The 21,780-nt window shown below is 66.6% G+C and carries 20 protein-coding genes; 17 read left to right on the top strand and 3 right to left on the bottom strand.

Going from position 1 to position 21,780, the window contains the following annotated elements; translation table 11 throughout:
* Nucleotides 1–203: 203 nt before the first annotated feature.
* Genes cyoA through cyoD form a run of 4 tightly spaced genes read left to right on the top strand, consistent with a single transcriptional unit; the run spans nucleotide 204 to nucleotide 4,271 of the window.
* The gene (gene cyoA / locus NJD74_RS03210) at nucleotides 204–1,277 is read left to right on the top strand and encodes a ubiquinol oxidase subunit II (RefSeq protein ID WP_019184500.1); all 1,074 of its coding nucleotides are present in this window, start codon (nucleotides 204–206) and stop codon (nucleotides 1,275–1,277) included.
* A gap of 8 nt (nucleotides 1,278–1,285) precedes the next feature.
* Nucleotides 1,286–3,283: a cytochrome o ubiquinol oxidase subunit I gene (gene cyoB, locus NJD74_RS03205; protein ID WP_026069991.1), complete on the top strand. Its 1,998-nt coding sequence runs from the start codon at nucleotides 1,286–1,288 to the stop codon at nucleotides 3,281–3,283.
* Complete coding sequence (cyoC, locus tag NJD74_RS03200; RefSeq protein WP_046272182.1) at nucleotides 3,280–3,921, top strand: cytochrome o ubiquinol oxidase subunit III; 642 nt, start codon at nucleotides 3,280–3,282, stop codon at nucleotides 3,919–3,921. Before cyoB ends, cyoC begins: the two co-directional genes overlap by 4 nt.
* Complete coding sequence (gene cyoD / locus NJD74_RS03195; protein ID WP_019184497.1) at nucleotides 3,921–4,271, top strand: cytochrome o ubiquinol oxidase subunit IV; 351 nt, start codon at nucleotides 3,921–3,923, stop codon at nucleotides 4,269–4,271. Before cyoC ends, cyoD begins: the two co-directional genes overlap by 1 nt.
* A gap of 179 nt (nucleotides 4,272–4,450) precedes the next feature.
* Here cyoD and NJD74_RS03190 read toward each other — a convergent pair whose 3' ends face one another.
* Nucleotides 4,451–6,514, bottom strand: a complete 2,064-nt coding sequence (locus NJD74_RS03190; RefSeq protein ID WP_319623650.1) for an EAL domain-containing protein — start codon at nucleotides 6,512–6,514, stop codon at nucleotides 4,451–4,453.
* Nucleotides 6,515–6,663: 149 nt separating this feature from the next.
* Between NJD74_RS03190 and radA the strand changes: the two genes are divergently transcribed.
* The 3 genes from radA (at nucleotide 6,664) to NJD74_RS03175 (ending at nucleotide 12,383) form a co-directional block, all read left to right on the top strand.
* Nucleotides 6,664–8,043: a DNA repair protein RadA gene (radA, locus tag NJD74_RS03185; RefSeq protein WP_070473530.1), complete on the top strand. Its 1,380-nt coding sequence runs from the start codon at nucleotides 6,664–6,666 to the stop codon at nucleotides 8,041–8,043.
* 125 nt (nucleotides 8,044–8,168) lie between these two features.
* Nucleotides 8,169–10,025: an ATP-binding protein gene (locus NJD74_RS03180; protein ID WP_319623649.1), complete on the top strand. Its 1,857-nt coding sequence runs from the start codon at nucleotides 8,169–8,171 to the stop codon at nucleotides 10,023–10,025.
* 51 nt (nucleotides 10,026–10,076) lie between these two features.
* Nucleotides 10,077–12,383 carry a tetratricopeptide repeat protein gene (locus NJD74_RS03175; RefSeq protein ID WP_319623648.1) on the top strand — a complete coding sequence of 769 codons (2,307 nt, stop codon included), beginning with the start codon at nucleotides 10,077–10,079 and terminating at the stop codon, nucleotides 12,381–12,383.
* A 101-nt stretch (nucleotides 12,384–12,484) separates the two neighbouring features.
* Here the strand turns inward: NJD74_RS03175 and ccsA are convergent, their stop codons facing one another.
* Nucleotides 12,485–13,279 carry a cytochrome c biogenesis protein CcsA gene (ccsA, locus tag NJD74_RS03170; RefSeq protein WP_019184492.1) on the bottom strand — a complete coding sequence of 265 codons (795 nt, stop codon included), beginning with the start codon at nucleotides 13,277–13,279 and terminating at the stop codon, nucleotides 12,485–12,487.
* A 131-nt stretch (nucleotides 13,280–13,410) separates the two neighbouring features.
* Here ccsA and ffh point away from each other — a divergent pair, with 131 nt between their 5' ends.
* The 8 genes from ffh (at nucleotide 13,411) to NJD74_RS03130 (ending at nucleotide 19,461) form a co-directional block, all read left to right on the top strand.
* The gene (gene ffh / locus NJD74_RS03165; protein ID WP_019184491.1) at nucleotides 13,411–14,790 is read left to right on the top strand and encodes a signal recognition particle protein; all 1,380 of its coding nucleotides are present in this window, start codon (nucleotides 13,411–13,413) and stop codon (nucleotides 14,788–14,790) included.
* A 76-nt stretch (nucleotides 14,791–14,866) separates the two neighbouring features.
* On the top strand, nucleotides 14,867–15,943 hold the full coding sequence (locus tag NJD74_RS03160) for a nitronate monooxygenase (protein WP_070473375.1): 1,077 nt from the start codon (nucleotides 14,867–14,869) through the stop codon (nucleotides 15,941–15,943).
* Nucleotides 15,940–16,728 (top strand): aminotransferase class IV family protein, encoded by a 789-nt coding sequence (locus tag NJD74_RS03155; protein WP_319623647.1) that lies wholly within the window; start codon nucleotides 15,940–15,942, stop codon nucleotides 16,726–16,728. Before NJD74_RS03160 ends, NJD74_RS03155 begins: the two co-directional genes overlap by 4 nt.
* Nucleotides 16,729–16,855: 127 nt before the next feature.
* Complete coding sequence (gene rpsP / locus NJD74_RS03150; protein WP_017356068.1) at nucleotides 16,856–17,116, top strand: 30S ribosomal protein S16; 261 nt, start codon at nucleotides 16,856–16,858, stop codon at nucleotides 17,114–17,116.
* 43 nt (nucleotides 17,117–17,159) lie between these two features.
* Nucleotides 17,160–17,672 carry a ribosome maturation factor RimM gene (gene rimM / locus NJD74_RS03145; protein ID WP_019184488.1) on the top strand — a complete coding sequence of 171 codons (513 nt, stop codon included), beginning with the start codon at nucleotides 17,160–17,162 and terminating at the stop codon, nucleotides 17,670–17,672.
* Nucleotides 17,673–17,677: 5 nt separating this feature from the next.
* Entirely contained in the window at nucleotides 17,678–18,436 is a 759-nt protein-coding gene (trmD, locus tag NJD74_RS03140; protein ID WP_319623646.1) for a tRNA (guanosine(37)-N1)-methyltransferase TrmD, read from the top strand.
* Between the two features lie 154 nt (nucleotides 18,437–18,590).
* Nucleotides 18,591–18,998, top strand: coding sequence for a 50S ribosomal protein L19 (rplS, locus tag NJD74_RS03135; RefSeq protein ID WP_019184486.1), 408 nt, complete (start codon nucleotides 18,591–18,593; stop codon nucleotides 18,996–18,998).
* Between the two features lie 85 nt (nucleotides 18,999–19,083).
* Complete coding sequence (locus NJD74_RS03130; RefSeq protein WP_319623645.1) at nucleotides 19,084–19,461, top strand: DUF6404 family protein; 378 nt, start codon at nucleotides 19,084–19,086, stop codon at nucleotides 19,459–19,461.
* On the opposite strand, the gene NJD74_RS03125 is transcribed toward NJD74_RS03130, so the two are convergent.
* Nucleotides 19,458–20,945, bottom strand: a complete 1,488-nt coding sequence (locus NJD74_RS03125; protein ID WP_319623644.1) for an MATE family efflux transporter — start codon at nucleotides 20,943–20,945, stop codon at nucleotides 19,458–19,460. The genes NJD74_RS03130 and NJD74_RS03125 overlap by 4 nt on opposite strands.
* 109 nt (nucleotides 20,946–21,054) lie before the next feature.
* On the opposite strand from NJD74_RS03125, the gene NJD74_RS03120 reads away from it, so the two are divergent.
* Complete coding sequence (locus NJD74_RS03120) at nucleotides 21,055–21,351, top strand: hypothetical protein (RefSeq protein WP_083298810.1); 297 nt, start codon at nucleotides 21,055–21,057, stop codon at nucleotides 21,349–21,351.
* Entirely contained in the window at nucleotides 21,344–21,748 is a 405-nt protein-coding gene (locus NJD74_RS03115) for a S4 domain-containing protein (protein WP_046272160.1), read from the top strand. The genes NJD74_RS03120 and NJD74_RS03115 overlap by 8 nt, the downstream gene beginning before the upstream one ends.
* Nucleotides 21,749–21,780: the final 32 nt, after the last annotated feature.

Genomic DNA, 21,780 nt, shown 5'->3' with positions numbered 1-21,780 from the left:
CTGCGACAACGTGTCGCAGCCCAAAACAGGCCTTTCCTGCGCTGGATCATTGTCAATGCCTTTCTTAAATGATGCGTGACGGCCTAAAATTGGAAGGCTGACATGATCGTCCTCCGTGCCTGTCCCCTTGGACCGGCACCACCGGCTTTGGCTGGGACGGAGGCGGGCTTGAACTGGCATTCCCTACGCAATTGGATCGACCGATGATTCCGTTGAAACCCCTTGGACGCTTCCTGCGTCCGGGCCTGCTGTTTGCGTTGTCCGTGTTCCTGACGGGCTGCAACTCGGCCATCCTCAACCCCAAGGGCCAGATCGGCCACGACGAGAAGACCCTGCTCATCACGGCGACCGTGCTGATGCTGCTGGTTGTCGTGCCGGTCATCATCATGACCCTCACCTTCGCGTGGAAGTACCGTGCGACCAATACCAAGGCCCGTTATGAGCCGAAGTGGTCGCACTCCACGGCCATCGAAGTGGTGGTCTGGTCGATCCCGTGCATGATCGTGCTGGTGCTGGCTGTGCTGACCTGGCGTTCCTCGCACGCGCTGGATCCGTACCGTCCGCTGGACTCGGACAAGAAGCCGGTGGTGATCGAAGCCATCTCGCTGGACTGGAAGTGGCTCTTCATCTATCCCGAAGAGAACATCGCCACCGTCAACGAGATCACCTTCCCGGTCGATACCCCGCTGAACTTCAAGATCACGTCCGATTCGGTGATGAATGCGTTCTTCATCCCGCACCTGGGCAGCATGATCTACTCGATGACGGCCATGGAGACCAAACTCCACCTGATCGCCAACGAGACCGGTGAGTTCCCGGGCATGTCCTCGCACTACAGCGGCGCAGGCTTCAGCAAGATGCACTTCTCCGCGCACTCGGTGACCGAGGCGGAGTACCAGCAGTGGCTGACCAAGGTGCGTGCCCAAAGCGCGACCCTGGACAAGACCGCCTTCGCTGCGCTGGTCGCCGAGAAGAACCACGACTGGCACCCGGTGACCTATTACGGCACCACCGAGGCCGGCCTGTTCGACTGGGTCATCGCCAAGCACATGGGCGACAACCAGCACTACGGCATGAAGCACGACCACAAGGCCATGAAGCATGACGGCGCCGAAGGCGAAAGCCATGAAGGCCACGACATGCAGGCCATGAGCGGAGCCCACGACGAAGCGAAGCTGCCGGTCCATGCCGACCAGCCCGCTGCCGCGGACGCCGCACACACTGCAGACGAGCACGCCGCAGCCGGTCACGCCGGTCACGACGGCTCGGGAGAATGACCATGAATCTGTTGGGTAAACTGACCTTTGCCGACATCCCGCACGACCCGATCATCATCACCACGCTGATCGGCGCGGGGATCGGTGGCCTGCTCGTGCTGGCCCTGATCACCAAGTTCAAGCTGTGGGGCTATCTCTGGAAAGAGTGGTTCACCTCGGTAGACCACAAGAAGATCGGCGTGATGTACCTCATCGTCGCCTTCGTCATGCTGCTGCGCGGCTTCGCCGACGCGATCATGATGCGCGTCCAGCAGGCCATGGCCGCTGGCGGCAACGAGGGCGTCCTGCCCCCCCATCACTACGACCAGATCTTCACCGCCCACGGCGTGATCATGATCTTCTTCGTGGCGATGCCGCTGATCACCGGCCTGATGAACGTCGTCGTGCCGCTGCAGATCGGCGCACGCGACGTGGCCTTCCCGTTCGTCAACTCGCTCAGCTTCTGGCTGTTCGTGGCGGGCGCGGGCCTGGTGATGATCTCGCTGGGTGTCGGTGAGTTCGCGCAGACCGGCTGGCTGGCCTTCCCGCCGTTGTCAGGCAAGGAATACAGTCCAGGGGTAGGTGTCGATTACTACATCTGGGGCCTGCAGGTAGCAGGCCTGGGTACCACGCTGAGCGGCATCAACTTCTTCATTACCATCCTGAAGATGCGTACCCCCGGCATGAAGCTGATGCAGATGCCGGTGTTCACCTGGACCGCGCTGGTCACCAACGTGCTGATCATCGCCGCCTTCCCGGTGCTGACCATCACCCTGGTGCTGCTGACCCTGGACCGTTACCTGGGCACGCACTTCTTCACCAACGATGGTGGCGGCAACGCCATGCTGTACATCAACCTGATCTGGATCTGGGGTCACCCGGAAGTCTATATCCTGGTCCTGCCGGCCTTCGGCGTGTTCTCCGAGGTCATCGCCACGTTCTCGCGCAAGGCGCTGTTCGGCTACAAGGGCATGGTCTACGCCACCGCCTGCATCGGCGTGCTGTCGTTCATCGTGTGGCTGCACCACTTCTTCACCATGGGCTCGGGTGCCAACGTCAATGCCTTCTTCGGCATCACGACGATGATCATCTCGATCCCGACCGGCGTGAAGATCTTCAACTGGCTGTTCACCATGTTCCGCGGTCGCGTGCAGTTCACGACCCCGGTGCTGTGGACGATCGGCTTCATGGTCACCTTCACCATCGGCGGCATGACCGGCGTGATGCTGGCGATCCCGGCCATCGATTTCGTGCTGCACAACAGCCTGTTCCTGATCGCCCACTTCCACAACGTCATCATCGGCGGCGTGGTGTTCGGCATGTTCGCCGGCATCACCTACTGGTGGCCGAAGATGTTCGGCTTCCGCCTCAATGAAACCTGGGGCAAGCGCGCGTTCTGGTGCTGGTTCATCGGCTTCTATGTCGCGTTCATGCCGCTGTACATCCTGGGCTTCATGGGCATGACCCGCCGCATGCAGAGCTACCCGAACATGGAATACCAGCCGCTGCTGATCATCGCCATGTGCGGTGCCTTCATCATCGGTGCCGGCATCCTGTGCCAGATCATCCAGATCGCCGTGTCGATCCGCGACCGCAAGAAGACCGCCGACCTGACCGGCGACCCGTGGGACGCCCGTACGCTGGAGTGGGAAACCTCTTCGCCGCCGTCGTTCTACAACTTCGGCTCGCTGCCGCGCGTCACCGAACTGGACGAGTTCTGGGAGCGCAAGCAGCGTGGTGAGGCGTGGGAACGCCCGGCCAAGTACACCGACATCCACATGCCGCGCAACACCGGTACCGGTGTGGTGATCGGCGCCTTCAGCCTGGTGTTCGGCTTTGCGATGATCTGGCACATCTGGTGGCTGGCCATCGTGGGTCTGGTCGGCATGATCGGCACCTTCATCTGGCGCACCTTCGACAAGGACGTGGATTACTACGTGCCGGCCGCGGAAGTGGAGCGGATCGAAAATGAGCACCGTCGCCACCTCGTGGCGCAGGGCCTGGTGAAATCGGAGCTGAAGGCATGAGCACCACTATCCCCAACACCATGAACCATGGGCACGCCGCGCACGCGGCGGCCCACGGCCATGACGACCACGAGCACCACGACACCGGCGGCAATACCGTCTTCGGTTTCTGGGTGTACCTGATGAGCGATTGCCTCATCTTCGCCACCCTGTTTGCGACCTACATCGTGCTGTCCGGCGGCACCGACGGTGGCCCCGGCCCGAAGGACCTGTTCGAACTGTCCTTCGTCGCCTGGGAAACCACGCTGCTGCTGGTCTCCTCGCTGACCTTCGGCCTGGGCATGATCGCCATGCACAAGCAGAAGGTGGGCCAGATGTATGCATGGCTGGCCCTGACCTGGCTGCTGGGCTTTGGCTTCATGTGCATGGAAGTGTGGGAGTTCAACCACCTGATCCATCAGGGCTACGGTCCGGACCACAGTGCGTTCCTGTCGGCGTTCTTCGCGCTGGTTGGTACCCACGGTCTTCACGTGAGCGCGGGTCTGCTGTGGCTGCTGATCATGTTCATCCAGATCAAGCAGAACGGCCTGACCCAGACCAACAAGACCCGCATGGCGTGCCTGAGCCTGTTCTGGCACTTCCTGGATCTGATCTGGATCGGCGTGTTCTCCGTCGTCTATCTGAATGGAGCGCTGTAATGGCCGCACATGACAATCACGCACACGATCATGGCCACGGTGCCGCCGGCGAAAGCCACGGCAGCGTCAAGTCCTACCTGATCGGCTTCCTGCTGGCCGCGGTGCTGACCATCATCCCGTTCTGGGCGGTCATGCATGGCGACCTGCCGCGGTTCACCACCGGCGTCATCATCGTCGTTGCGGCGGTGCTGCAGATCCTGGTGCACCTGGTGTTCTTCCTGCACCTTGACCGTTCCTCGGAACAGCGCTGGAACGTCAGCGCGGCGGCCTTCACCGTCGTGGTGATCGGCATCATCGTCGCCGGTTCGCTGTGGGTCATGCACAACATGAACGTGCACATGATGCACTGACGTCTTCGCGACGTTGCCACACACGGAAAGGCCGCCCTCGGGCGGCCTTTCTGTTTGGCGCGCATGGCGACGCAGCGAACGTTGTTCAGGGTGGTGGCCGTTCCAGATGCGGCCGGTGGGGGATGGCCCAGCGTGTCCAGACTACTGGCGCCCTACGGCAACGGGCTGCTCTCCGCGCGTTACGCCACTTTCGCCAGCCGCATGAACTCGGCGGCGTCGACCGGCCGCCCGAGGTGATACCCCTGCAGCTGGTCGCAGCCCATGTCGCTCAGGTACTGGCGTTGCCCGGCCGTTTCCACGCCCTCGGCGACGATCTGCAGCTGCAGGGACCGGCCCAATGCGATGATCGAGGAAACGATCGCCGCGTCTTCGGCGTTGTCTTCCAGGTCGTGCACGAAGGCGCGGTCGATCTTCAGCTCGGTGGCCGGCATGCGCTTGAGATACAGCAGGCTGGAGTAGCCGGTGCCGAAGTCGTCGATGGAGATGTTCACGCCCATCGCGGTCAGCCCGTGCAGGATCAGCAGGCTGGCTTCCACATCGCGCATCGCGGTGGTCTCGGTGACTTCCAGGGTCAGCCGCTTCGGGTCCAGTCCGTGTTTGTCCAGCGTGCGGCGCACGGTCTCCAGCAGCGTGCTCGACCCGAACTGCAGCGGTGAGAGGTTCACCGCCATGGTCCAGTCCGGGTGGCCGGCGTCGTGCCAGTGCCGCAGCTGCGCGCAGGCCTGGTCCAGCACCCAGTCACCGATGGAGAGGATCAGGCCGCTGCGTTCGGCGATCGGAATGAACGCGTCCGGTGACAACAGGCCCAGCTCGGGATGTTGCCAGCGCACCAGCGCCTCGGCCCCGATCGGCGATGTCCCGCTGGCCTGGAACTTGGGCTGGTAATGCAGCACCAGCTCGCCTCGGCTGACCGCCTTGCGCAGTTCCTGCAGCAGCTTCAGCTGGCGGTTCGCGCTCACGTTGAGCGACTGGGTGAAGAAGGTATAGCCGTTCCGGCCCGAATCCTTGGTGTGGTACATCGCCGCATCGGCGTGGGCCATCAGGTCGCGTTCGGTGGTGGCGTCGGCCGGGTACAGCGCGATGCCCAGGCTGGCACTGACCTGCAGTTCCAAGGCATCGATCTCGAACGGCTCGGCCACGCTGGCGATGATCCGTTCGGCGACCACGGCCGCATCTTCCGGATCCTCCACCTGGAACACGATGACGAACTCATCGCCCCCCAGTCGCGCGAAGGTGTCCTGTGCACGCAGCAGCGCGGTGATCCGCTTGCTGACCTGGATCAGCAGTTGGTCACCAAGCTGGTGACCGTAGGCATCGTTGATCGCCTTGAAGCCGTCCAGGTCGCAGAACATCACCGCGAAGCTGAACTGCCGGCGCTGCGCCTTTTCGATCGCCTGCTCGATGCGGTCCTGCAGCAGCATCCGGTTGGGCAGCTGGGTCAGCGGATCATGCAGGGCGGCCTGCATCAGCTTCTCGTTGGCCTGGGCCAGCGAATCGGCGAGCAGGCCGGTGCGGGTGCGCATCTGGCGGTCGAACACCGATGCGATCAGTGCGATCCCCAGGGTCGCCAGCGTCGTGACGATCACCAGCACCGCCAGCCACTTGGTCTCGATGCCCTCGCCATACGCCGCGCCACACATCGCGCCCTCGGGGAAGTGGGCCGCGGCCATGCCGGTGTAGTGCATGCCGACGATCGCCAGGCCCATCACCAGCGAGGCCAGCCCGCGCAGCACGAACGGGCGGCGCTGTTCCAGGCGCAGGCGGAAGGCGATCCACAGCGCCGCAACGGCCGCGCCGATGGCGATCAGGATCGAGGCGGCAAACCACAGGGGGTCGTAGTCGATGCCCGGCTGCATCTCCAGCGCGGCCATGCCCAGGTAATGCATGGCCGCGATCCCCAGGCCCATCAGCACCGCGCCGGCGCACAACCTCGACCACGGCAGCTCCGCGCGTGAGACCAGCCACAGCGCATAGGCCGAAGCCCCGACCGAGACGGCCAGCGAGTACAGGGTAATGGCCAGGTCATAGCCGACCGGGATCGGCAGGTGGAAGGCGAGCATGCCGATGAAGTGCATCGACCAGATGCCCAGCCCCATCGCACCAGCACCACCGGCCAGCCACCAGCGTGCCACCCGGCCGCGGGTGGTGGCCAGGCGGCCGGCCATGTCCAGCGCGGTGTACGAGGCGAGGATGGCAACCAGCAGCGAGAACACGACAAGACTCTGGCTGTAGGTGCCGGTCATGGAAAAGCCTGGAAAAATGGAAAGGAGGGACAGTGGCCCGCCGGAGTATCGGCAACGGGGCCGGAAACTTGAGCCCACCCGCCCGGCGTCTCGGTTGCTGCGACGCGGCTCGGCTATCCTGCCTGACAATTGATGATGTGGAAGTGGACATGGCCAAGCGACTCACCGCTTACGTCTGCAGCGAATGCGGCGCCGAATACAGCAAGTGGCAGGGCCAGTGCACCGAGTGCGGCGTCTGGAACACGCTGAGCGAGATCACGCTGGAAAGCGCCACGCCCACCAAGGCGTCGCCCGCGTCGCGGCGCTCCGGCTGGGCCGGCAAGGTCGATGCGCCGAAGATCATGGCGCTCAAGGAGGTGCAGCAGACCGAACACCTGCGGGTGAGCACGGGCATCGGTGAGTTCGACCGCGTGCTCGGCGGTGGCCTGGTCGAAGGTGCGGTGGTGCTGGTCGGTGGCGATCCGGGCATCGGCAAGTCCACCCTGCTGTTGCAGGCCGTGGCGAAGATGGCCGCGTCGCTGCCGGTGCTGTACATCACCGGTGAGGAATCGCTGTCGCAGGTGGCCGGCCGTGCAGTGCGTCTGGACCTGCCGCTGGATAACGTCAACGCGCTGGCCGAAACCCAGGTGGAGGCGATCCTCCAGCATGCCAGCGTGGCCAAGCCGCGGCTGATCGTGGCCGACTCGGTACAGACGCTCTGGACCGAATCGCTCACCGCCGCGCCCGGCTCGGTCAGCCAGGTGCGCGAGAGCGCCGCACGGCTGGTGCGCTTCGCCAAGGAAACCGGCACCGCCGTGTTCCTGGTCGGTCACGTGACCAAGGAAGGCGGCATCGCCGGCCCGCGCGTGCTCGAGCACATGGTCGACGCGGTGCTGTACTTCGAAGGCGAGAGCGGCAGCCGGTTCCGCCTGCTGCGCGCCTTCAAGAACCGCTTCGGCGCGGTCAACGAACTGGGCGTGTTCGCCATGGGCGAGAAGGGCCTGAAAGAGGTCTCCAATCCCTCGGCGATCTTCCTCTCCGGCGGCAGCACCCAGCAGCCGGGCAGCTGCGTGATGGTCACGCGCGAGGGCACGCGCCCGCTGCTGGTGGAAGTGCAGGCACTGGTGGACGCCTCGCCGCTGTCCAACCCACGCCGCGTCGCGGTGGGTCTGGAGCAGAACCGCCTGGCGATGCTGCTGGCGGTGCTGCACCGCCATGGCGGCGTGCTCGTGGGCGACCAAGACGTGTTCGTCAACGTGGTGGGCGGCATCCGCGTGCAGGAGACTGCGGCCGATCTACCCGTGCTGCTGGCGGTGCTGTCTTCGTTGCAGGACCGGCCATTGGCAGAGAAGACGATCGCCTTCGGCGAGGTGGGCCTGTCCGGCGAGATCCGCCCGGTGCCCAACGGAGAAGATCGCCTGCGCGAGGCGGCCACGCATGGCTTCAAGCGCGCCATCGTGCCCAAGGCGAACGCGCCGAAGACCGGCAGCGTGAAGGGGATGGAAGTGATCGCGGTGGAGCGGCTGTCCGAGGCGATCGACGCGCTGTAAGGGGGGGCGGGGCAGACGCTGGGTGCCACGGGAAAGTGCGTCAGCGCTCAGCCGGCCTGTGCTAGTTTTTCCGGCTCGACGAAGGCGCCCTCCGGCGCTTTCCGTGGCAAGGAGTAACCGATTACATGCAGGACCCGATGTTCAGCGCCCCCGCCGCCGAAATCCGCCGCGCCGGGGTCGATCTCAATGGATTGATGACGGTGCTGGGCAAGCACCTGTATTCCACCCCGATGGTGGCGCTGCGCGAACTGGTGCAGAACGCGCACGATTCGATCATCCGTCGCCGTATCGAGCAGCCCGGCAGCCCGGGTCTGTCGCGCATCGACGTGCAGGTGGACGCCGCCGCCGGCGTACTGCGCATCACCGATACCGGTGCCGGCCTGACCCGGCAGGAAATCCACGATTACCTGGCCACGGTTGGTGTGGGTTACACCCGGGGGCTGCGCCAGGATGGCGAGGACAATGACGGCCTGATCGGCATGTTTGGCCTGGGGTTCCTGTCAGCCTTTGTATTGGCGCGCCGCGTCAGTGTGCGCACCACTTCCTACCAGGCACCGGAACTGGGCCACCTGTACGTGTCCAGCAATGCCGAGCAGTACACCGTCAGCGACGTGCCGGCGCGCGCGATCGGCACCGAGGTCGAGCTGGAGCTGCATCCGGACTTCCTGCCGCTGGCCAACGAAGCGCGCCTGCACGAGGTGCTGGGCCGCTACTGCGCGCTGCTGTCCGAGCCGATCTTCATCGGTGCGGCGACCACCGCGATCAATCCCGAACCGCCGCCGTGGCGCGGGCAGGGTGACGTCGCGCTGCATCCGGTGCAGGCACGCCGCCAGGCGCAGCAGTTCGCGGCCCGTTTCGAACACGATTTCGAGCCCATCGTGACGATGCCGCTGCAGTCCGATGGCAGCAGCGACGCCCTCGGCATGCTTTGGGTGCAGGACGGTGCCACCTACGGCACCAGCGACAACCGCAACCTGTCGGTGTTCGTGCGCGGCATGCTGCTGGACGACGATGCACGCGACCTGCTGCCGCCGTGGGCCGGTTTCATCGGCGGGGTGATCGAATCATCGAAGCTGACCCCGACCGCCAGCCGCGAGGACCTGCAGCGCGATGACCACTATCGCGCCGTGCAGCATGCCCTGCTGGAAGCGCTGATCGATGGCCTCGCCGATGTCGCGCGGCAGCAGCCGGAAGCCTGGCGCCGCGTGCTCAGCCGCCACAACGAGGCCCTGCTGGGCGCGGCGCTGTGCGATGAGCGCCTGTTCGACCTGCTGCTGGAACACGTGCGCGTGCCGACCTCGCAGGGTGACCTGCCGGCCAGCGCGTTGCCGGCCCGCGGCGCAGTGCATGTGATCCTCGACAACGGTGGTGGCTTCGAGGAAATGCTGTTCCGCGCGATGGGCGTGCCGGTCGCGCATGGTCATCGCTATGCAGTAGTGCCGTTCCTGCGGCGCTGGGCACAGGCCAAGGGCCTGCGCCTGGTCGAACTGGGTACCGAGCAGGGCAACCGCGCCCTGTTCCGCACCGACGACAGCCTTGACGATACGCAGTTGGCCTGGCTGCGCGAGCACCTGGGCGATGGCGAGCAGCTGCTGCCGGCGCGGTTCAGCCCCGAGGCGCTGCCGGTGGTGGTGGTGCCCGACCGCGAAGCCGAACTGAAGCAGCGCCTGGAAGACGACGAGAACGACAAGCGCGTATCGATGGCCGCATTGCGACTGGCCCGCCAATTCACCGCGCGCATCGAGGCACGTGCGCCGTCGCGGCTGTACCTCAACCTGGACAATCCAGCGGTGCAGGCGTTGCTGCAGGCCCAGCGCGAGGGCCACCCGCAGGCCGGGGCGGCCGCGCGCCTGCTGCGCTCACTGAAGATCATCGTGTCCGCGCAGGGCCGGCCGTTGCAGCGGAGCACCGCGACGCCAGGCCCCGATCTCAACGGTGCATTTACCGATATTGCCGGTGCCCTGCAGCAGATGCTGCGCTGAGTACCGCCCCCTCTCTCATCAAGCCTTCGCTAGACAGGAGCCTCAACCCCCATGGATATCTGGAACTGGGTCGAAAAACTGCAGGAAGACCTGCGCCAGGCAGGCCAGGCACAGAACGCCCACCTGCTGACACGCCTTGCCGATGACGTCAGTGAACTGCAGGTCGACCGCGTCGATGCACTGCTGCCTGAAGCGCGCGCGCTGGGCAAGGCATTGGACAACCCCTGGGTCGACGTCTATGTCGGCCACTGGGCCCTGCGCAACCGCGTCGGCAACCGCATGGAAGGTGAAAGCGCGCTGGGCGAGTCGGTGGCGCTGTTCGAGCGCGCACACCGCGCCGATACCCTGGACTGCCCGCAGTCGATCTGCGTCACCCAGGATCTTGCCGCCTGCTACGGCAACATCGATGGTCCGGGCTGGGTGCCCGAACGCATCGAGGTCTGCGACGAGACGCTGGGCCGCATCGACCCGAGCTGGGCCTGCTTCCAGTGCCTGAGCTGCGAGAAGGCCGACGCGCTGCTGGACGACGGCCGCGGCCAGGACGCGCTGGAGTACCTGCAGGTGCAGGCGGCGGCGATCCAGGCGCGCGGCAAGGAAGTGTTCGACAGCTTCCCTGAAATGCAGATCAAGATCCTGCTTGCCAGTGGTCGTGCGCAGGAGGCGCTGGCGCTGATCGAGACGCGCGAAGCCGAGGTGGCCGCTGCGGGCGAATACGAACCTGCCAACTGCACGGTGCCGCGCCGGCTGTCCAAGGCCTGGGCACTGGCCCAGCTGGGGCGCGATGAAGAGGCGCTGCAGCAGCTGGTGCCCTGGAGCGAGCTGACGCCGAATCACTGGCGGCTGTGGGCCAATACCGCTTCGACGCTGTGCAGCCGTGATGGCGCACGCAATACATGGGATCTGGGGACGCGCTTCAACACGATCATCGAGCACTTCGCCGCTGTCGGTGCGCATCGCCTGGTGATCGAGATCGCCGCGTTGAGCCTTGAACTGGCCCTGCAGCGCGGTGCACGCTGGGTGGCGCAGCGCCAGCTTGGACTGGCCCGTACCCACCTGGCGCAGCTGCGGCAGGATCGTGGCGCTGCCGCGCTGGTGGGTGGATTGGCGGCGCGGATCGAGGCGCTGCCGGAGATGGCACCCTTGCCGGTGCCGGCCGATGAACTGCTGGCGTGGCTGCAGGCCCAGGGCGAACAGCACCAGTCGCGCGATCCCGAGCGCGAGGCGCAGTGGCTGCTGCAGGCGCACGCCGAGCGGCCGGACGACGGCGCACTGGCCGAAGTTGCCGCCTCGGCGTTGCATGCCTGTGGCGCGAAGACCGAAGCGCAGGCACTGCTGTGGGACTTCGTGCGCGCCCACGCGCAGGAAGATGGCGCAGCGGCCTATACGCTGATGCGTTGGCTGGCCGAGCAGGGCGATGATGATGGCCTGCGCAGGCTGGCGGCGACCTACCGCGACAGCGTGCCGGTGTTCGCGCACTGGTGCGAGGTGCAGCGCGCCCGGCGCGCGTCCGAATGGCCGGCGCTGGAACAGGCCGCGCAGGCGTTGCTCACGCTGTCGCCAGGCTCGAACGGCGCACGCGGGACGCTTGCCCGCATGTACATGGAGACCGGCCGCTTCAGCGACGCCCAGGCCTGCTATGCGCAGCTGGTGGAGACGCTGGATGAGCCCAACGCCGCGCACTGGGACCACATGAGTGCGGCCAGCGCGGCGCGCGACTGGGAGGCGGTGCGCCGCTCGGCGGCGGCGATCGGCATGGAACTGTCCAGTCAGCAGGGCGCGGTCGAAGAGGCCTGGGGCTGGGTGATCATCCGCAGCGAAGAAGGCGGCGAGCCGATGGAGTACTACGGCCGCCGCACCGGACCGGTGACCGCGCGCATCGTCGAGAACGCACCGGCCAACCGCGCGCAGCAGGTGGGGGACTGGGTGGTGTTTGACGCCGGCCTCGTACACCCCGCGCCGGAGGACGAAGCGGAGCGCGAGCACTTCATTCCGACCTATGCGCAGGTGCACGTGCTGGAGCGGGGCGGTTTCGCACGCAGCTGGCTGGTCGACGGCGCGCACCCGGGCGAGGAGGCGTGGAACGCTCTGGTAGCAGCGGCAGAGGCACAGGGCTGGAAGGTGTGGGCGCACAGCCGGCCGGACTACACGGTGACCGATCCGGATGCGGAAGGCGGGACGCTGCCGGGCCTGCTGTTCACTGTCGCCCAGCCACAGGATCACGCGCCGCTGGCACTGCATCGCTTCCTGCAGCAGGTGACGGCGGAGTGGGCGCACCCGCACTGCTGGCTGCGCCTGGCCGAGGCCTGCGACCAGGACCGTCAGCCGCATCTGGACGCGATCGAACGGTACGGGTTGTGATCAACGGATAGCGGATTGGTGCCCGCCAGCGGCCTGCCGGCCAACAGTCGGCAGCTTCCCTGCGAGATTCGGGTAGGTGCCGACCGCTGGTCGGCACGCCGCTATCGCGTGCGGCCGAACACCAATTCGATCACGAACTGGCTGCCGAAGAACGCCAGCAGCAGCAGCGCCATCGCGGTCAGGGTCCAGTGCACCGCCTTCGCGCCGCGCCAGCCGTAGCGGCGGCGGCCGATCAGCAGGGTGCCGAACACGATCCAGGACAGGATGCTGAGCACGGTCTTGTGGACCAGCTTCTGTGCCAGCAGGTCATCGACGAACAGCACGCCGGTCACCAGGGTGAGCGTCAACAGCGCAAAGCCCACCGCGATCACGCGGAACAGCAGGGCTTCCAGATCGGCCAGCGGGGGCAGGGCGCGCAGCCACGGCCGGAAATCGCGGCGGCGCAGGGCGCGCTCCTGCAGCCACAGCATGATGGCCAGCAGGGCGGCCACGCTGAGGGTGGCGTAGGCAAGCAGCGCCATCCAGGCGTGGGTGGCCAGCTGCCAGCCCAGCGGCCTGCTCGGCTCGTGGCCGTAGGCGTGATAGATCCACAACACCGCGGCGGCCATCGGGAACACCAGCACGCCAAGTGCGGCCATGCGCCCGCGCGCGGCGACCAGCGAGGTCAGCCACGCCATGCCCAGGCCGACCAGCGACAGGGCCGCGAAAAAGTGCATGTCCGGGCCGCCGCTGGTGCGCATCGCCACCAGCACGTGATAGCCGCCGTGCAGCAGCATCGCCGGGAGCGCCGGCCACAGCCAGGCCGGGGAGGTCACCGCATCATCGCGGACGACCGCGCGCACCAGCAGGCCGGTGGCGGTCAGGTACAGCAGGGTCGCGATGAGAACGATTGTCATCGTGTCAGTTTCGCATACCCCCGGGGTGCTGGCGATGCCCGGCGGGCGGCAGCTTGCGGCCGGTCCGGGAGCCGGGGCGGAACCGTTATACTGGCGGTCTCATTGTCTTTTGTTCTGAACAGGTCGCTTCCATGTTCGAGTCCCTGACCCAGCGCCTCTCCGGCACCATCGAGCGGCTGCGCGGCCGCGGTCGCCTGACCGAGGAAAACATCCGCGAGGCCACCCGCGAAGTCCGCATCGCGCTGCTCGAGGCCGATGTCGCGCTGCCCGTGGTGCAGGCGCTGGTCGAGCGCATCAAGGTGCGCGCGGTCGGCCAGGAAGTGCTCAAGTCGCTGACCCCGGGCCAGGCGCTGATCAAGGTCGTGCGCGACGAGCTGACGGCGGTCATGGGCTCGGCCGCCTCGGACCTGAACCTCAATGTGCCGGCGCCGGCGATCATCCTGATGGCCGGCCTGCAGGGTGCGGGCAAGACCACCACCGTGGGCAAGCTGGCCAAGCACCTCAAGGAAAAGCGCAAGAAGAAGGTGATGGTGGTCTCGGCCGACGTCTACCGTCCGGCCGCGATCGAGCAGCTCAAGACGCTGGCCGACCAGGTCGGTGTGCTGTTCTTCCCGTCCACCGCCGACCAGAAGCCGGAAGCCATCGTCCGCGCCGCGATCGATGACGCGCGCAAGTCGTTCGTCGATGTGCTGATCGTCGATACCGCCGGTCGCCTGGCCATCGATGAAGCGATGATGGCCGAGATCAAGGCGCTGCACGCCGCGGTCAACCCGGCCGAAACGCTGTTCGTGGTCGACGCCATGACCGGCCAGGATGCCGCCAACACCGCCAAGGCCTTCGGCGATGCGCTGCCGCTGACCGGCGTGGTGCTGACCAAGACCGACGGTGACGCCCGCGGCGGTGCCGCGCTGAGCGTGCGCTACATCACCGGCAAGCCGATCAAGTTCGTCGGTGTGAGCGAAAAGCCGGACGGCCTGGATGTGTTCCACCCGGACCGTATCGCCAGCCGCATCCTGGACATGGGCGATGTGCTGTCGCTGGTGGAGCAGGTCGAGCAGCAGGTCGACAAGGACAAGGCCCAGAAGCTGGCCGAGAAGGTCGCCAAGGGCAAGAAGTTCGATCTGAACGACATGCGGGACCAGCTCGAGCAGATGCAGAACATGGGCGGCATCGGCGGCCTGATGGACAAGCTGCCGGGCCTGGGCCAGATCCCCGAGCACCTCAAGCAGCAGGTAAGCCAGGGCAAGGAAGTGCCGCGCATGATCGCGATCATCAACTCGATGACCAAGAAAGAGCGCCGCAACCCGGGCCTGCTCAACGGCTCGCGCCGCGCCCGCATCGCGCGTGGTTCCGGCCTGACCCCGGCCGACGTCAACAAGCTCATGAAGCAGTTCCAGCAGATGGAAAAGATGATGAGCAAGATGGCCGGCGGCGGCATGAAGGGCATGATGCGCAGCATGAAGGGGATGATGGGCGCCATGGGCGGCCGCGGCGGCATGCCGTTCCGCTGAGTCCTGCGCGCATGCATTCCGGGCGGGGGCGGTGCGGCGTATGCTGGCGCCGTCTCCTTCCCCAGGTGCGCCGCGCGTGAATGGTTCCCCGCTTCTCGAACGCGCCGACAGCTTCTGTCGGCGTTTTGCATTGCAGGCCCCGATCCTGCTCGCGCCGATGGCCGGCGCCTGCCCGGTGCCGCTGTCGGCGGCGCTGGCCAACGCCGGCAGCATGGGCGCGATGGGCGCGGTGCTGTCCCAGCCGCAGGACATTGTGGCGTGGATGACCGATTTCCGCGCGCAGTCCGCAGGGCCGGCGCAGGTCAATGTCTGGATTCCTGATCCGCTGCCGCGGCGTGACGCCGATGCGGAAGCCGCGACACGTCGCTTCCTGGCGCAGTGGGGGCCTGAGGTAGCGGCCAGTGCGGCCGATGCAGGACCGGCCGATTTCGATGCACAGTTCGAAGCCCTGATCGAGGCGCGCCCGGCGGTGGCCTCGACCATCATGGGCGTATTCTCCGCAGCGCAGGTGCAGCGCCTGAAAGACGTCGGCATCGCCTGGATCGCGTGCGCGACGACCCTGGCCGAAGCGCGCGCCGCACAGGCTGCCGGCGCCGACGCGGTGGTTGCGCAGGGGTTTGAAGCCGGCGGGCATCGGGGCGCGTTCGATCCGGATGCGGCCGAGCGCCAGCTGGTCGGGTTGTTCGCGCTGCTGCCGCGGCTGGCCGATCATCTGGATATTCCGGTGATCGCGGCCGGTGGCATCGCCGATGGGCGCGGCATGGCCGCGGCGCTGACGCTGGGCGCGAGTGCAGTGCAGGTGGGCACCGCGTTCCTGCGCACCCCGGAGTGTCATTTGAATCCGGCGTGGTCGCAGGCATTGGCCGAGGCCGAACCCGAAGATACCTGGCCGACCCGCGCCTTCAGTGGTCGCCTCGGCCGTGGCCTGGCGACCGCGTATGTACGTGCCGCCGCGTCTGCCGATGCGCCGCCGCCGCGCCCGTATCCGGTGCAGCGCGGCCTGACCGCACCGATGCGCGCGCAGGCGGGCCGCGACAGCAACCTCGATGCGATGCAGGCCTGGGCCGGGCAATCCGCATGGATGGCACCGGCACGCCCCGCCGCCGAGGTGCTGCAGCAGATGTGGTCCGACGCCAAGGCGTTGCTGGGATGACGCTGTATTGCAATGGCCGGCCGGCCACGGTCGATGATCTTGCCGGGGCGCTGACCAACTACGGCCATTTCACCTCGTTGCAGGTGCGCGGTGGTGCGGTGCAGGGCCTGGACCTGCATCTGCAGCGCCTGCAGCAGGGCACGGCCGAGCTGTTCGGCAGCGCACTGGATCCGCTGCAGGTGCGGGCCTGGATGCACGGCGCGCTGCGGGTCGAGGACGTGGTCGATGCGTCGCTGCGGGTGACTGTGTTCTCGCGCCAGTTCGATTTCCGGCGGCCGCTGCAACCGGTGGCCGTCGATGTGCTGGTCGCCGTGGCGCCACCGGTCGATCTACCGGCGATATCACGGGGGCTGCGGACGGTGCGCTATCAGCGCGAGCTGCCGCACGTGAAGCATGTCGGGACGTTCGCGCTGTTCCAGCATCGTCGCGAGGCATTGCAGGCTGGCGTGGACGACGCGCTGTTCGTTGGCGACGACGGGCATATCAGCGAAGGCACCACCTGGAACATCGCCTTCGCCAGCGGTGGCACGCTGGTCTGGCCGCAGGCGCCCGCGCTGCGCGGCACCCACGAACGCCTGCTGCAGGCAGGGTGGGGCAGCGATCAGCAGGTGCGGCCGGTCGCGCTGGGGGACCTGGCCGGGTTCGACGCCGCCATCGCCTGCAATGCCGCCGGCATCTGGCCTATCGCGAGGGTCGATGGCGTCGCACTGGGGAACTCGGAAGCCCTGTGCGCCAACGCCCGGCGGGTGCTCGCCGGGACACCCTGGCAGCCCTTGTCGTCGTGAACGCCCCGATCAGTGGGCCCTGTTCAGCTTTCACGGCCTTCACAGGCTTGGAATGGCGGGAGGCCGCCGCTATAATCGCCGGCTTACCGCGCCATCCTGGCGACTGGGCAATTGAGGAAACAACACCATGGTCAAGATTCGACTGACCCGCGGCGGCGCCAAGAAGCGTCCGTTCTACCACATCATCGTGACCGACTCGCGTAGCGCCCGTGATGGCCGCAACATCGAGCGCGTCGGTTACTACAACCCGGTTGCCCAGGGTGCCGAGTCCCGCATCGTGCTGGACCTGCCGCTGGTCGACAAGTGGGTCGCCAACGGCGCCCAGATGACCGACAAGGTCCGCAACCTGTACAAGGAAGCGACCAAGGCCCAGGCCTCCGCGGCCTGATCCTGAAGGGCCGCGCCTGCCGCGGCCCATTCGGTCTATTCAGATGAAAGATACCGAGCGCCGGATCCTGCTGGGCAGGATTGTCGGCGCTTTTGGTGTGCGAGGCGAGATCAAGCTCGAGTCCTGGACCGAGCCGCGTACCGCCATTTTCCACTATCAGCCCTGGATCCTGCGGACCCCCGCCGGCCAGGAGAGTACGCTCACCGGTGCGCGCGGACGTCAGTCCGGCAAGCATCTGGTTGCCGTGTTTCCCGGCATCACCGACCGCGACGTGGTCGAGGCGATGTACGGGACCGAAGTCTATGTCGCGCGCAGCGCACTGCCGCCGCCGAAGCCCGATGAATATTACTGGGTGGATCTGGAGGGCCTGCAGGTGCGTACCGTCGATGGCGTCGAACTGGGGCGGGCATCCCACCTGTTCTCGACCGGCTCCAACGATGTGCTCGTGGTGCAGGGCGACCGTGAGCGGATGATTCCGTTCGTGCAGCCCGAATTCGTGGTGTCGGTGGATTTCGAGGCCAACCTGATCGTGGTCGACTGGGATCCGGAGTTCTAGGCCGGATGCGTATCGACGTCGTCACGTTGTTCCCCGAGTTCATGGCGCAGTCGGCCGCGCTGGGCGTGGTCGGCCGTGCCGCTGAGCGCGGTCTGCTGGACCTGCACGGCTGGAATCCGCGTGACTATGCCGAAGGCAACTACCGCCGGGTGGACGACCGTCCGTTCGGGGGTGGCCCGGGCATGGTCATGCTGATCGAGCCGCTGCGGGCCTGCCTGGCTGCGGCCAAGGCGGCGGACCCGGCGCCTGCACCGGTGATCTACCTCAGCCCGCAGGGCAGGCCGCTGACCCAGGCCAAGGTCCGGGAACTGGCGGCACTGCCGCGCATGATTCTGCTCTGCGGCCGCTATGAAGGCATCGACGAGCGTTTCCTCAAGGCCGAGGTCACCGAGGAGATCTCGCTGGGCGATTACGTCCTGTCCGGCGGAGAGCTGGGCGCGGCGGTGATCGTCGATGCGGTCACCCGCCTGCAGGACGGGGCCCTCGGCGATGCCGAATCGGCCGCCCAGGACAGTTTCGAAGGCCCGCAGGGGCTGCTGGACTGCCCGCACTACAGTCATCCCGCGCAGCATGAATGGGGCACTGTCCCGGACGTGTTGCGCTCGGGCAACCATGCCGCCATCGCCCGTTGGCGACGGCAGCAGTCGCTGCTGCGTACCGCGCTGCGGCGGCCGGATCTGCTCGATGAAAGCCAGTTGCCCAAGGGCGACCGCCTCCTGCTGGAGCAGGCACGGCAGGCCCTTGCCAAGGATCCGACCCCCTAGCGCGGGGGCGGGATCTTGTTTACAATTCGGGATTGCCATCGGCCTTTTGGGCGCGGTGGCAGGAATCCCTACAAAAAACGTGCAGCACAGTCCGGTGACTGCATGAGCCCACGTTGTCGAACGACACGACCACCCGAACACTATCGGTGCACCCATGAGCAAGCTGAACAAATCCATCCTCTCGGACTTCGAATCCGCCCAGATCACCCGCGAGCTGCCGAAGTTCAGCCAGGGTGACACCGTCGTCGTCAACGTGAAGGTGAAGGAAGGCAACCGTGAGCGCGTGCAGGCTTACGAAGGCGTCGTCATCGGCACCAAGAACGCCGGCCTGAACTCCGCGTTCACCGTCCGCAAGATCTCGCACGGCTACGGCGTCGAGCGCGTCTTCCAGACCCACAGCGCCATCATCGACTCGGTCGAAGTGAAGCGTCGTGGTAAGGTCCGCGCCGGCAAGCTGTACTACCTGCGTGGTCTGGAAGGCAAGGCTGCCCGCATCAAGGAAGATCTGGCTGCTGCTGCGCAGGCCAAGGCCGCGCGCCTGGCTGCCAAGGCTGCCCAGTAATTCCCGGCCGACAACTTCGGTTGTCGCCTCAAACGGCCACCTTCGGGTGGCCGTTTGCGTTTGTGACCTCGTGATGGAGAAGCACATGGACCGTTATCCCGCTGATGTTCGTCACGCGCTGCAGGCCATGGCCGACGCCAACGTGCCTGCCGGCATGCGCGCACCGCCGCTGCATCGGCTGCTGTGGCGCATGGGGCTGCGCGTGCCGCCACCGCTGCTCGCCAGCTTCGGTGCCAATCTGTTCGTGATGGGCGGGCTGTTTGGCGTGTTGTGGGGCGTGTTGTGGCGCGGCTTGATGGGGCTGGTCCTGGACCTTGGCTCGCTCACGCTCGGCATCACCGTTGGCAGTGCTGTCATGGCCGGGCTATTGTTCGGCGTGATGATGGCGCTGCTGATGCGGTACCAGCGGCGACGCTACCAACTGCCTGCCTGGAAGACGCTGCGGCAGGGGCGCGTGGCTTAATCCGGCCGTGCGGTGCCCGCGCGGGCGGGCTGGAGCGGCGTGGTCGGATTCGGATCCGCCACCGGTGACGGCGGCGACGCGGGGACCTCGGCCGGGGCGGCCAGTTCCTCGTGATGGCTGGGCAGCATGCGTGCCTTGCGCCAGCCGCCCCAGCGGTAATACGCCAGCGACATCAGCATCGCGCAGAACGAGCTGACCGGGAAACTCCACCACACCGCGTCGGCGCCCCAGCGGTCCTGCAGCAGCTCGGCGAAGGGCACGCGGATGCCCCACAGCGAGGCGGCCAGGATCAGCAGCGGGGGGATCACCGCGCCGGTCGAACGCACCACGCCGGAGATCACGAAGTTCACCCCGAAGAACAGGAACGACCACACCGCGATGTGGTTGAGGTGGCGCGCCACCTCCAGCGCCTGGCTGCCTTCGGGCAGGAACAGGGCGAGCGTGTATCGGTCGAGCAGGATCAGCGGCAGGATCAGCACGCCGGTCAGCAGGAAGTTGTAGAGCACGCCGCTGCGGGCGGTGCCGCGCACGCGGTCCCAGCGCTGCGCGCCGACGTTCTGCGCGGCCATGGTCGAGCACGCCGCGCCGATCGCCATCGCCGGCATCTGCACGTAGGTCCACAGCTGCAGCGAGGCGCCATACGCGGCGGCAGTGTCGGTGCCGTAGCTGTTGACCATGGTCATCATCAGGATCATCGACAGCGAGATCAGCACCATCTGCAGGCCCATCGGCACGCCCTTGACCACCAAGGCGCGCAGGATCTCGCCATCGATCTTGAACAGCGCCATGTCCTTGCGCCCCAACCACAGCACATGCCGCTTGTTGCGCATGTACCAGAGCAGGCCGAGCAGTGAGAGGGTCTGCGCGATCAGCGTGGCCCAGGCCGCGCCGGCGATGCCCAGCTGCGGGAACGGGCCGATGCCGAAGATCAGCAGCGGGTTGAAGCCGATGTCCAGTAGCACCGAGAGCAGCAGGAAGCGGAACGGCGTGCGTGAATCGCCCACGCCGCGCAGCGCCGAGCTCAGGAAGGCGAAGGCATACAGCGTGGGCATCGCCAGGAAGATGATGCGCAGGTAGGCCTCGGCCAGTGGCAGGGACTCGGCCGGTGTACCCATCGCCGCCAGCAGCGGGTGTGAGAGCCACCAGCCGGCGATCGCGATCACCACCGACAGGCCGATGAAGAAGGTCGCGCTGGTGCCCATGACGCGGCGCGCCTGCGGCAGGTCACGCGCGCCCATGGATTGGCCGATCAGGATCGAGGCGGCCATGCCGATGCCGAACACCGAGCCGATCAGGAAGAACATGATGTTGTTGGCGTTCGCGGTGGCGGTGAGCGCCGCTTCGCCGAGGAAGCGGCCGACCCAGATCGCGTTCACCGAGCCGTTCAGCGACTGGGCGATGTTGCCGGCCAGGATCGGCAGGGCGAACAGGAACAGATTGCGCCCGATCGGGCCGGTGGTCAGGTCAAGCGGCGCTTTGGCCATGTGCGCTGGAGATCATGCTCAGAGAGCGGCACACTAGCACCAAGCCCATCAAGGGGATATCGCGATGCGCACTTCCGCGTCTCAACGCACGTCAGCCGCTCCCCCGGCAGTGCCGGCCGCTGGCCGGCTGCCTATCCTCCTGGATGACCGGTTCATCCCCACCACGCTGGCCCTCTTGATTGCCGCCTCGCTGGCCGCATGTTCGAGTACGGACGACCGCCTGCGCGACGCACAGGTAAGGCCCATGGACCGACCGGAATGCCAGGTCGGCAGCCAGCGCCGTGATCTGGATGCCGGAGTGCCGGTGCTGATCGGTGGCACGGGGTGCCGCGGCAATCCGGACGCGACGCAACCGCTTAACCGACAACCGGCCAACGCCGTGGAGCTGGGTAGAAAGCATGACTGAAGCAACACCGGTAGCCGCCGTGCGGCTGGACGTGTGGCTGTGGGCCGCACGGTTTTTCCGGACCCGCAGCCTGGCCAAACAGGCGGTGGAAACCGGCAAGGTGGACGTGGCCGGGCAGCGTCCGAAATCCTCGCGCGCGGTACGCGTGGGCGAAGCCCTGCAGATCAGCCGGGGCGATGAAGTGTTCGAGATCGAGGTCCGTGGCCTGAGCGACATGCGCGGCCCGGCACCGGTGGCGCAGCAGTTATATGTCGAAAGTGAAGCGTCGCTGGCTCGCCGCGCGGAGGTGCGCCTGCAGCGTGCGGCGGCGAAGAACGGTTACCTGCCGCCGGAGCACAAGCCGGACAAGCGTGCGCGTCGATTGATCCGTGCGCTGGGCGATCTGGACGCGCTGTAAGGGGCACCCTGCAGAAATGAAAAGACCGGGCC

Origin of the sequence: Stenotrophomonas sp. RG-453, from assembly GCF_033843685.1 — a bacterium.
Taxonomy (GTDB): domain Bacteria; phylum Pseudomonadota; class Gammaproteobacteria; order Xanthomonadales; family Xanthomonadaceae; genus Stenotrophomonas; species Stenotrophomonas bentonitica_A.
The sequence above is the reverse complement of the archived record's forward strand: the minus strand, read 5'-3'. Positions and strand labels throughout refer to the sequence as shown.

Excerpts from the sequence above, each read along its gene's own strand:
- trmD (WP_319623646.1), top strand. The coding sequence starts at position 17,678 with ATGCGTATCGACGTCGTCACGTTGTTCCCCGAGTTCATGGCGCAGTCG.
- cyoA (WP_019184500.1), top strand. The coding sequence starts at position 204 with ATGATTCCGTTGAAACCCCTTGGACGCTTCCTGCGTCCGGGCCTGCTG.
- ccsA (WP_019184492.1), bottom strand. The coding sequence starts at position 13,279 with ATGACAATCGTTCTCATCGCGACCCTGCTGTACCTGACCGCCACCGGC.
- NJD74_RS03190 (WP_319623650.1), bottom strand. The coding sequence starts at position 6,514 with ATGACCGGCACCTACAGCCAGAGTCTTGTCGTGTTCTCGCTGCTGGTT.
- NJD74_RS03125 (WP_319623644.1), bottom strand. The coding sequence starts at position 20,945 with ATGGCCAAAGCGCCGCTTGACCTGACCACCGGCCCGATCGGGCGCAAT.
- NJD74_RS03180 (WP_319623649.1), top strand. The coding sequence starts at position 8,169 with ATGCAGGACCCGATGTTCAGCGCCCCCGCCGCCGAAATCCGCCGCGCC.
- NJD74_RS03115 (WP_046272160.1), top strand. The coding sequence starts at position 21,344 with ATGACTGAAGCAACACCGGTAGCCGCCGTGCGGCTGGACGTGTGGCTG.
- NJD74_RS03130 (WP_319623645.1), top strand. The coding sequence starts at position 19,084 with ATGGACCGTTATCCCGCTGATGTTCGTCACGCGCTGCAGGCCATGGCC.
- cyoC (WP_046272182.1), top strand. The coding sequence starts at position 3,280 with ATGAGCACCACTATCCCCAACACCATGAACCATGGGCACGCCGCGCAC.
- rpsP (WP_017356068.1), top strand. The coding sequence starts at position 16,856 with ATGGTCAAGATTCGACTGACCCGCGGCGGCGCCAAGAAGCGTCCGTTC.
- rimM (WP_019184488.1), top strand. The coding sequence starts at position 17,160 with ATGAAAGATACCGAGCGCCGGATCCTGCTGGGCAGGATTGTCGGCGCT.
- NJD74_RS03175 (WP_319623648.1), top strand. The coding sequence starts at position 10,077 with ATGGATATCTGGAACTGGGTCGAAAAACTGCAGGAAGACCTGCGCCAG.
- radA (WP_070473530.1), top strand. The coding sequence starts at position 6,664 with ATGGCCAAGCGACTCACCGCTTACGTCTGCAGCGAATGCGGCGCCGAA.
- cyoD (WP_019184497.1), top strand. The coding sequence starts at position 3,921 with ATGGCCGCACATGACAATCACGCACACGATCATGGCCACGGTGCCGCC.
- rplS (WP_019184486.1), top strand. The coding sequence starts at position 18,591 with ATGAGCAAGCTGAACAAATCCATCCTCTCGGACTTCGAATCCGCCCAG.
- NJD74_RS03155 (WP_319623647.1), top strand. The coding sequence starts at position 15,940 with ATGACGCTGTATTGCAATGGCCGGCCGGCCACGGTCGATGATCTTGCC.
- ffh (WP_019184491.1), top strand. The coding sequence starts at position 13,411 with ATGTTCGAGTCCCTGACCCAGCGCCTCTCCGGCACCATCGAGCGGCTG.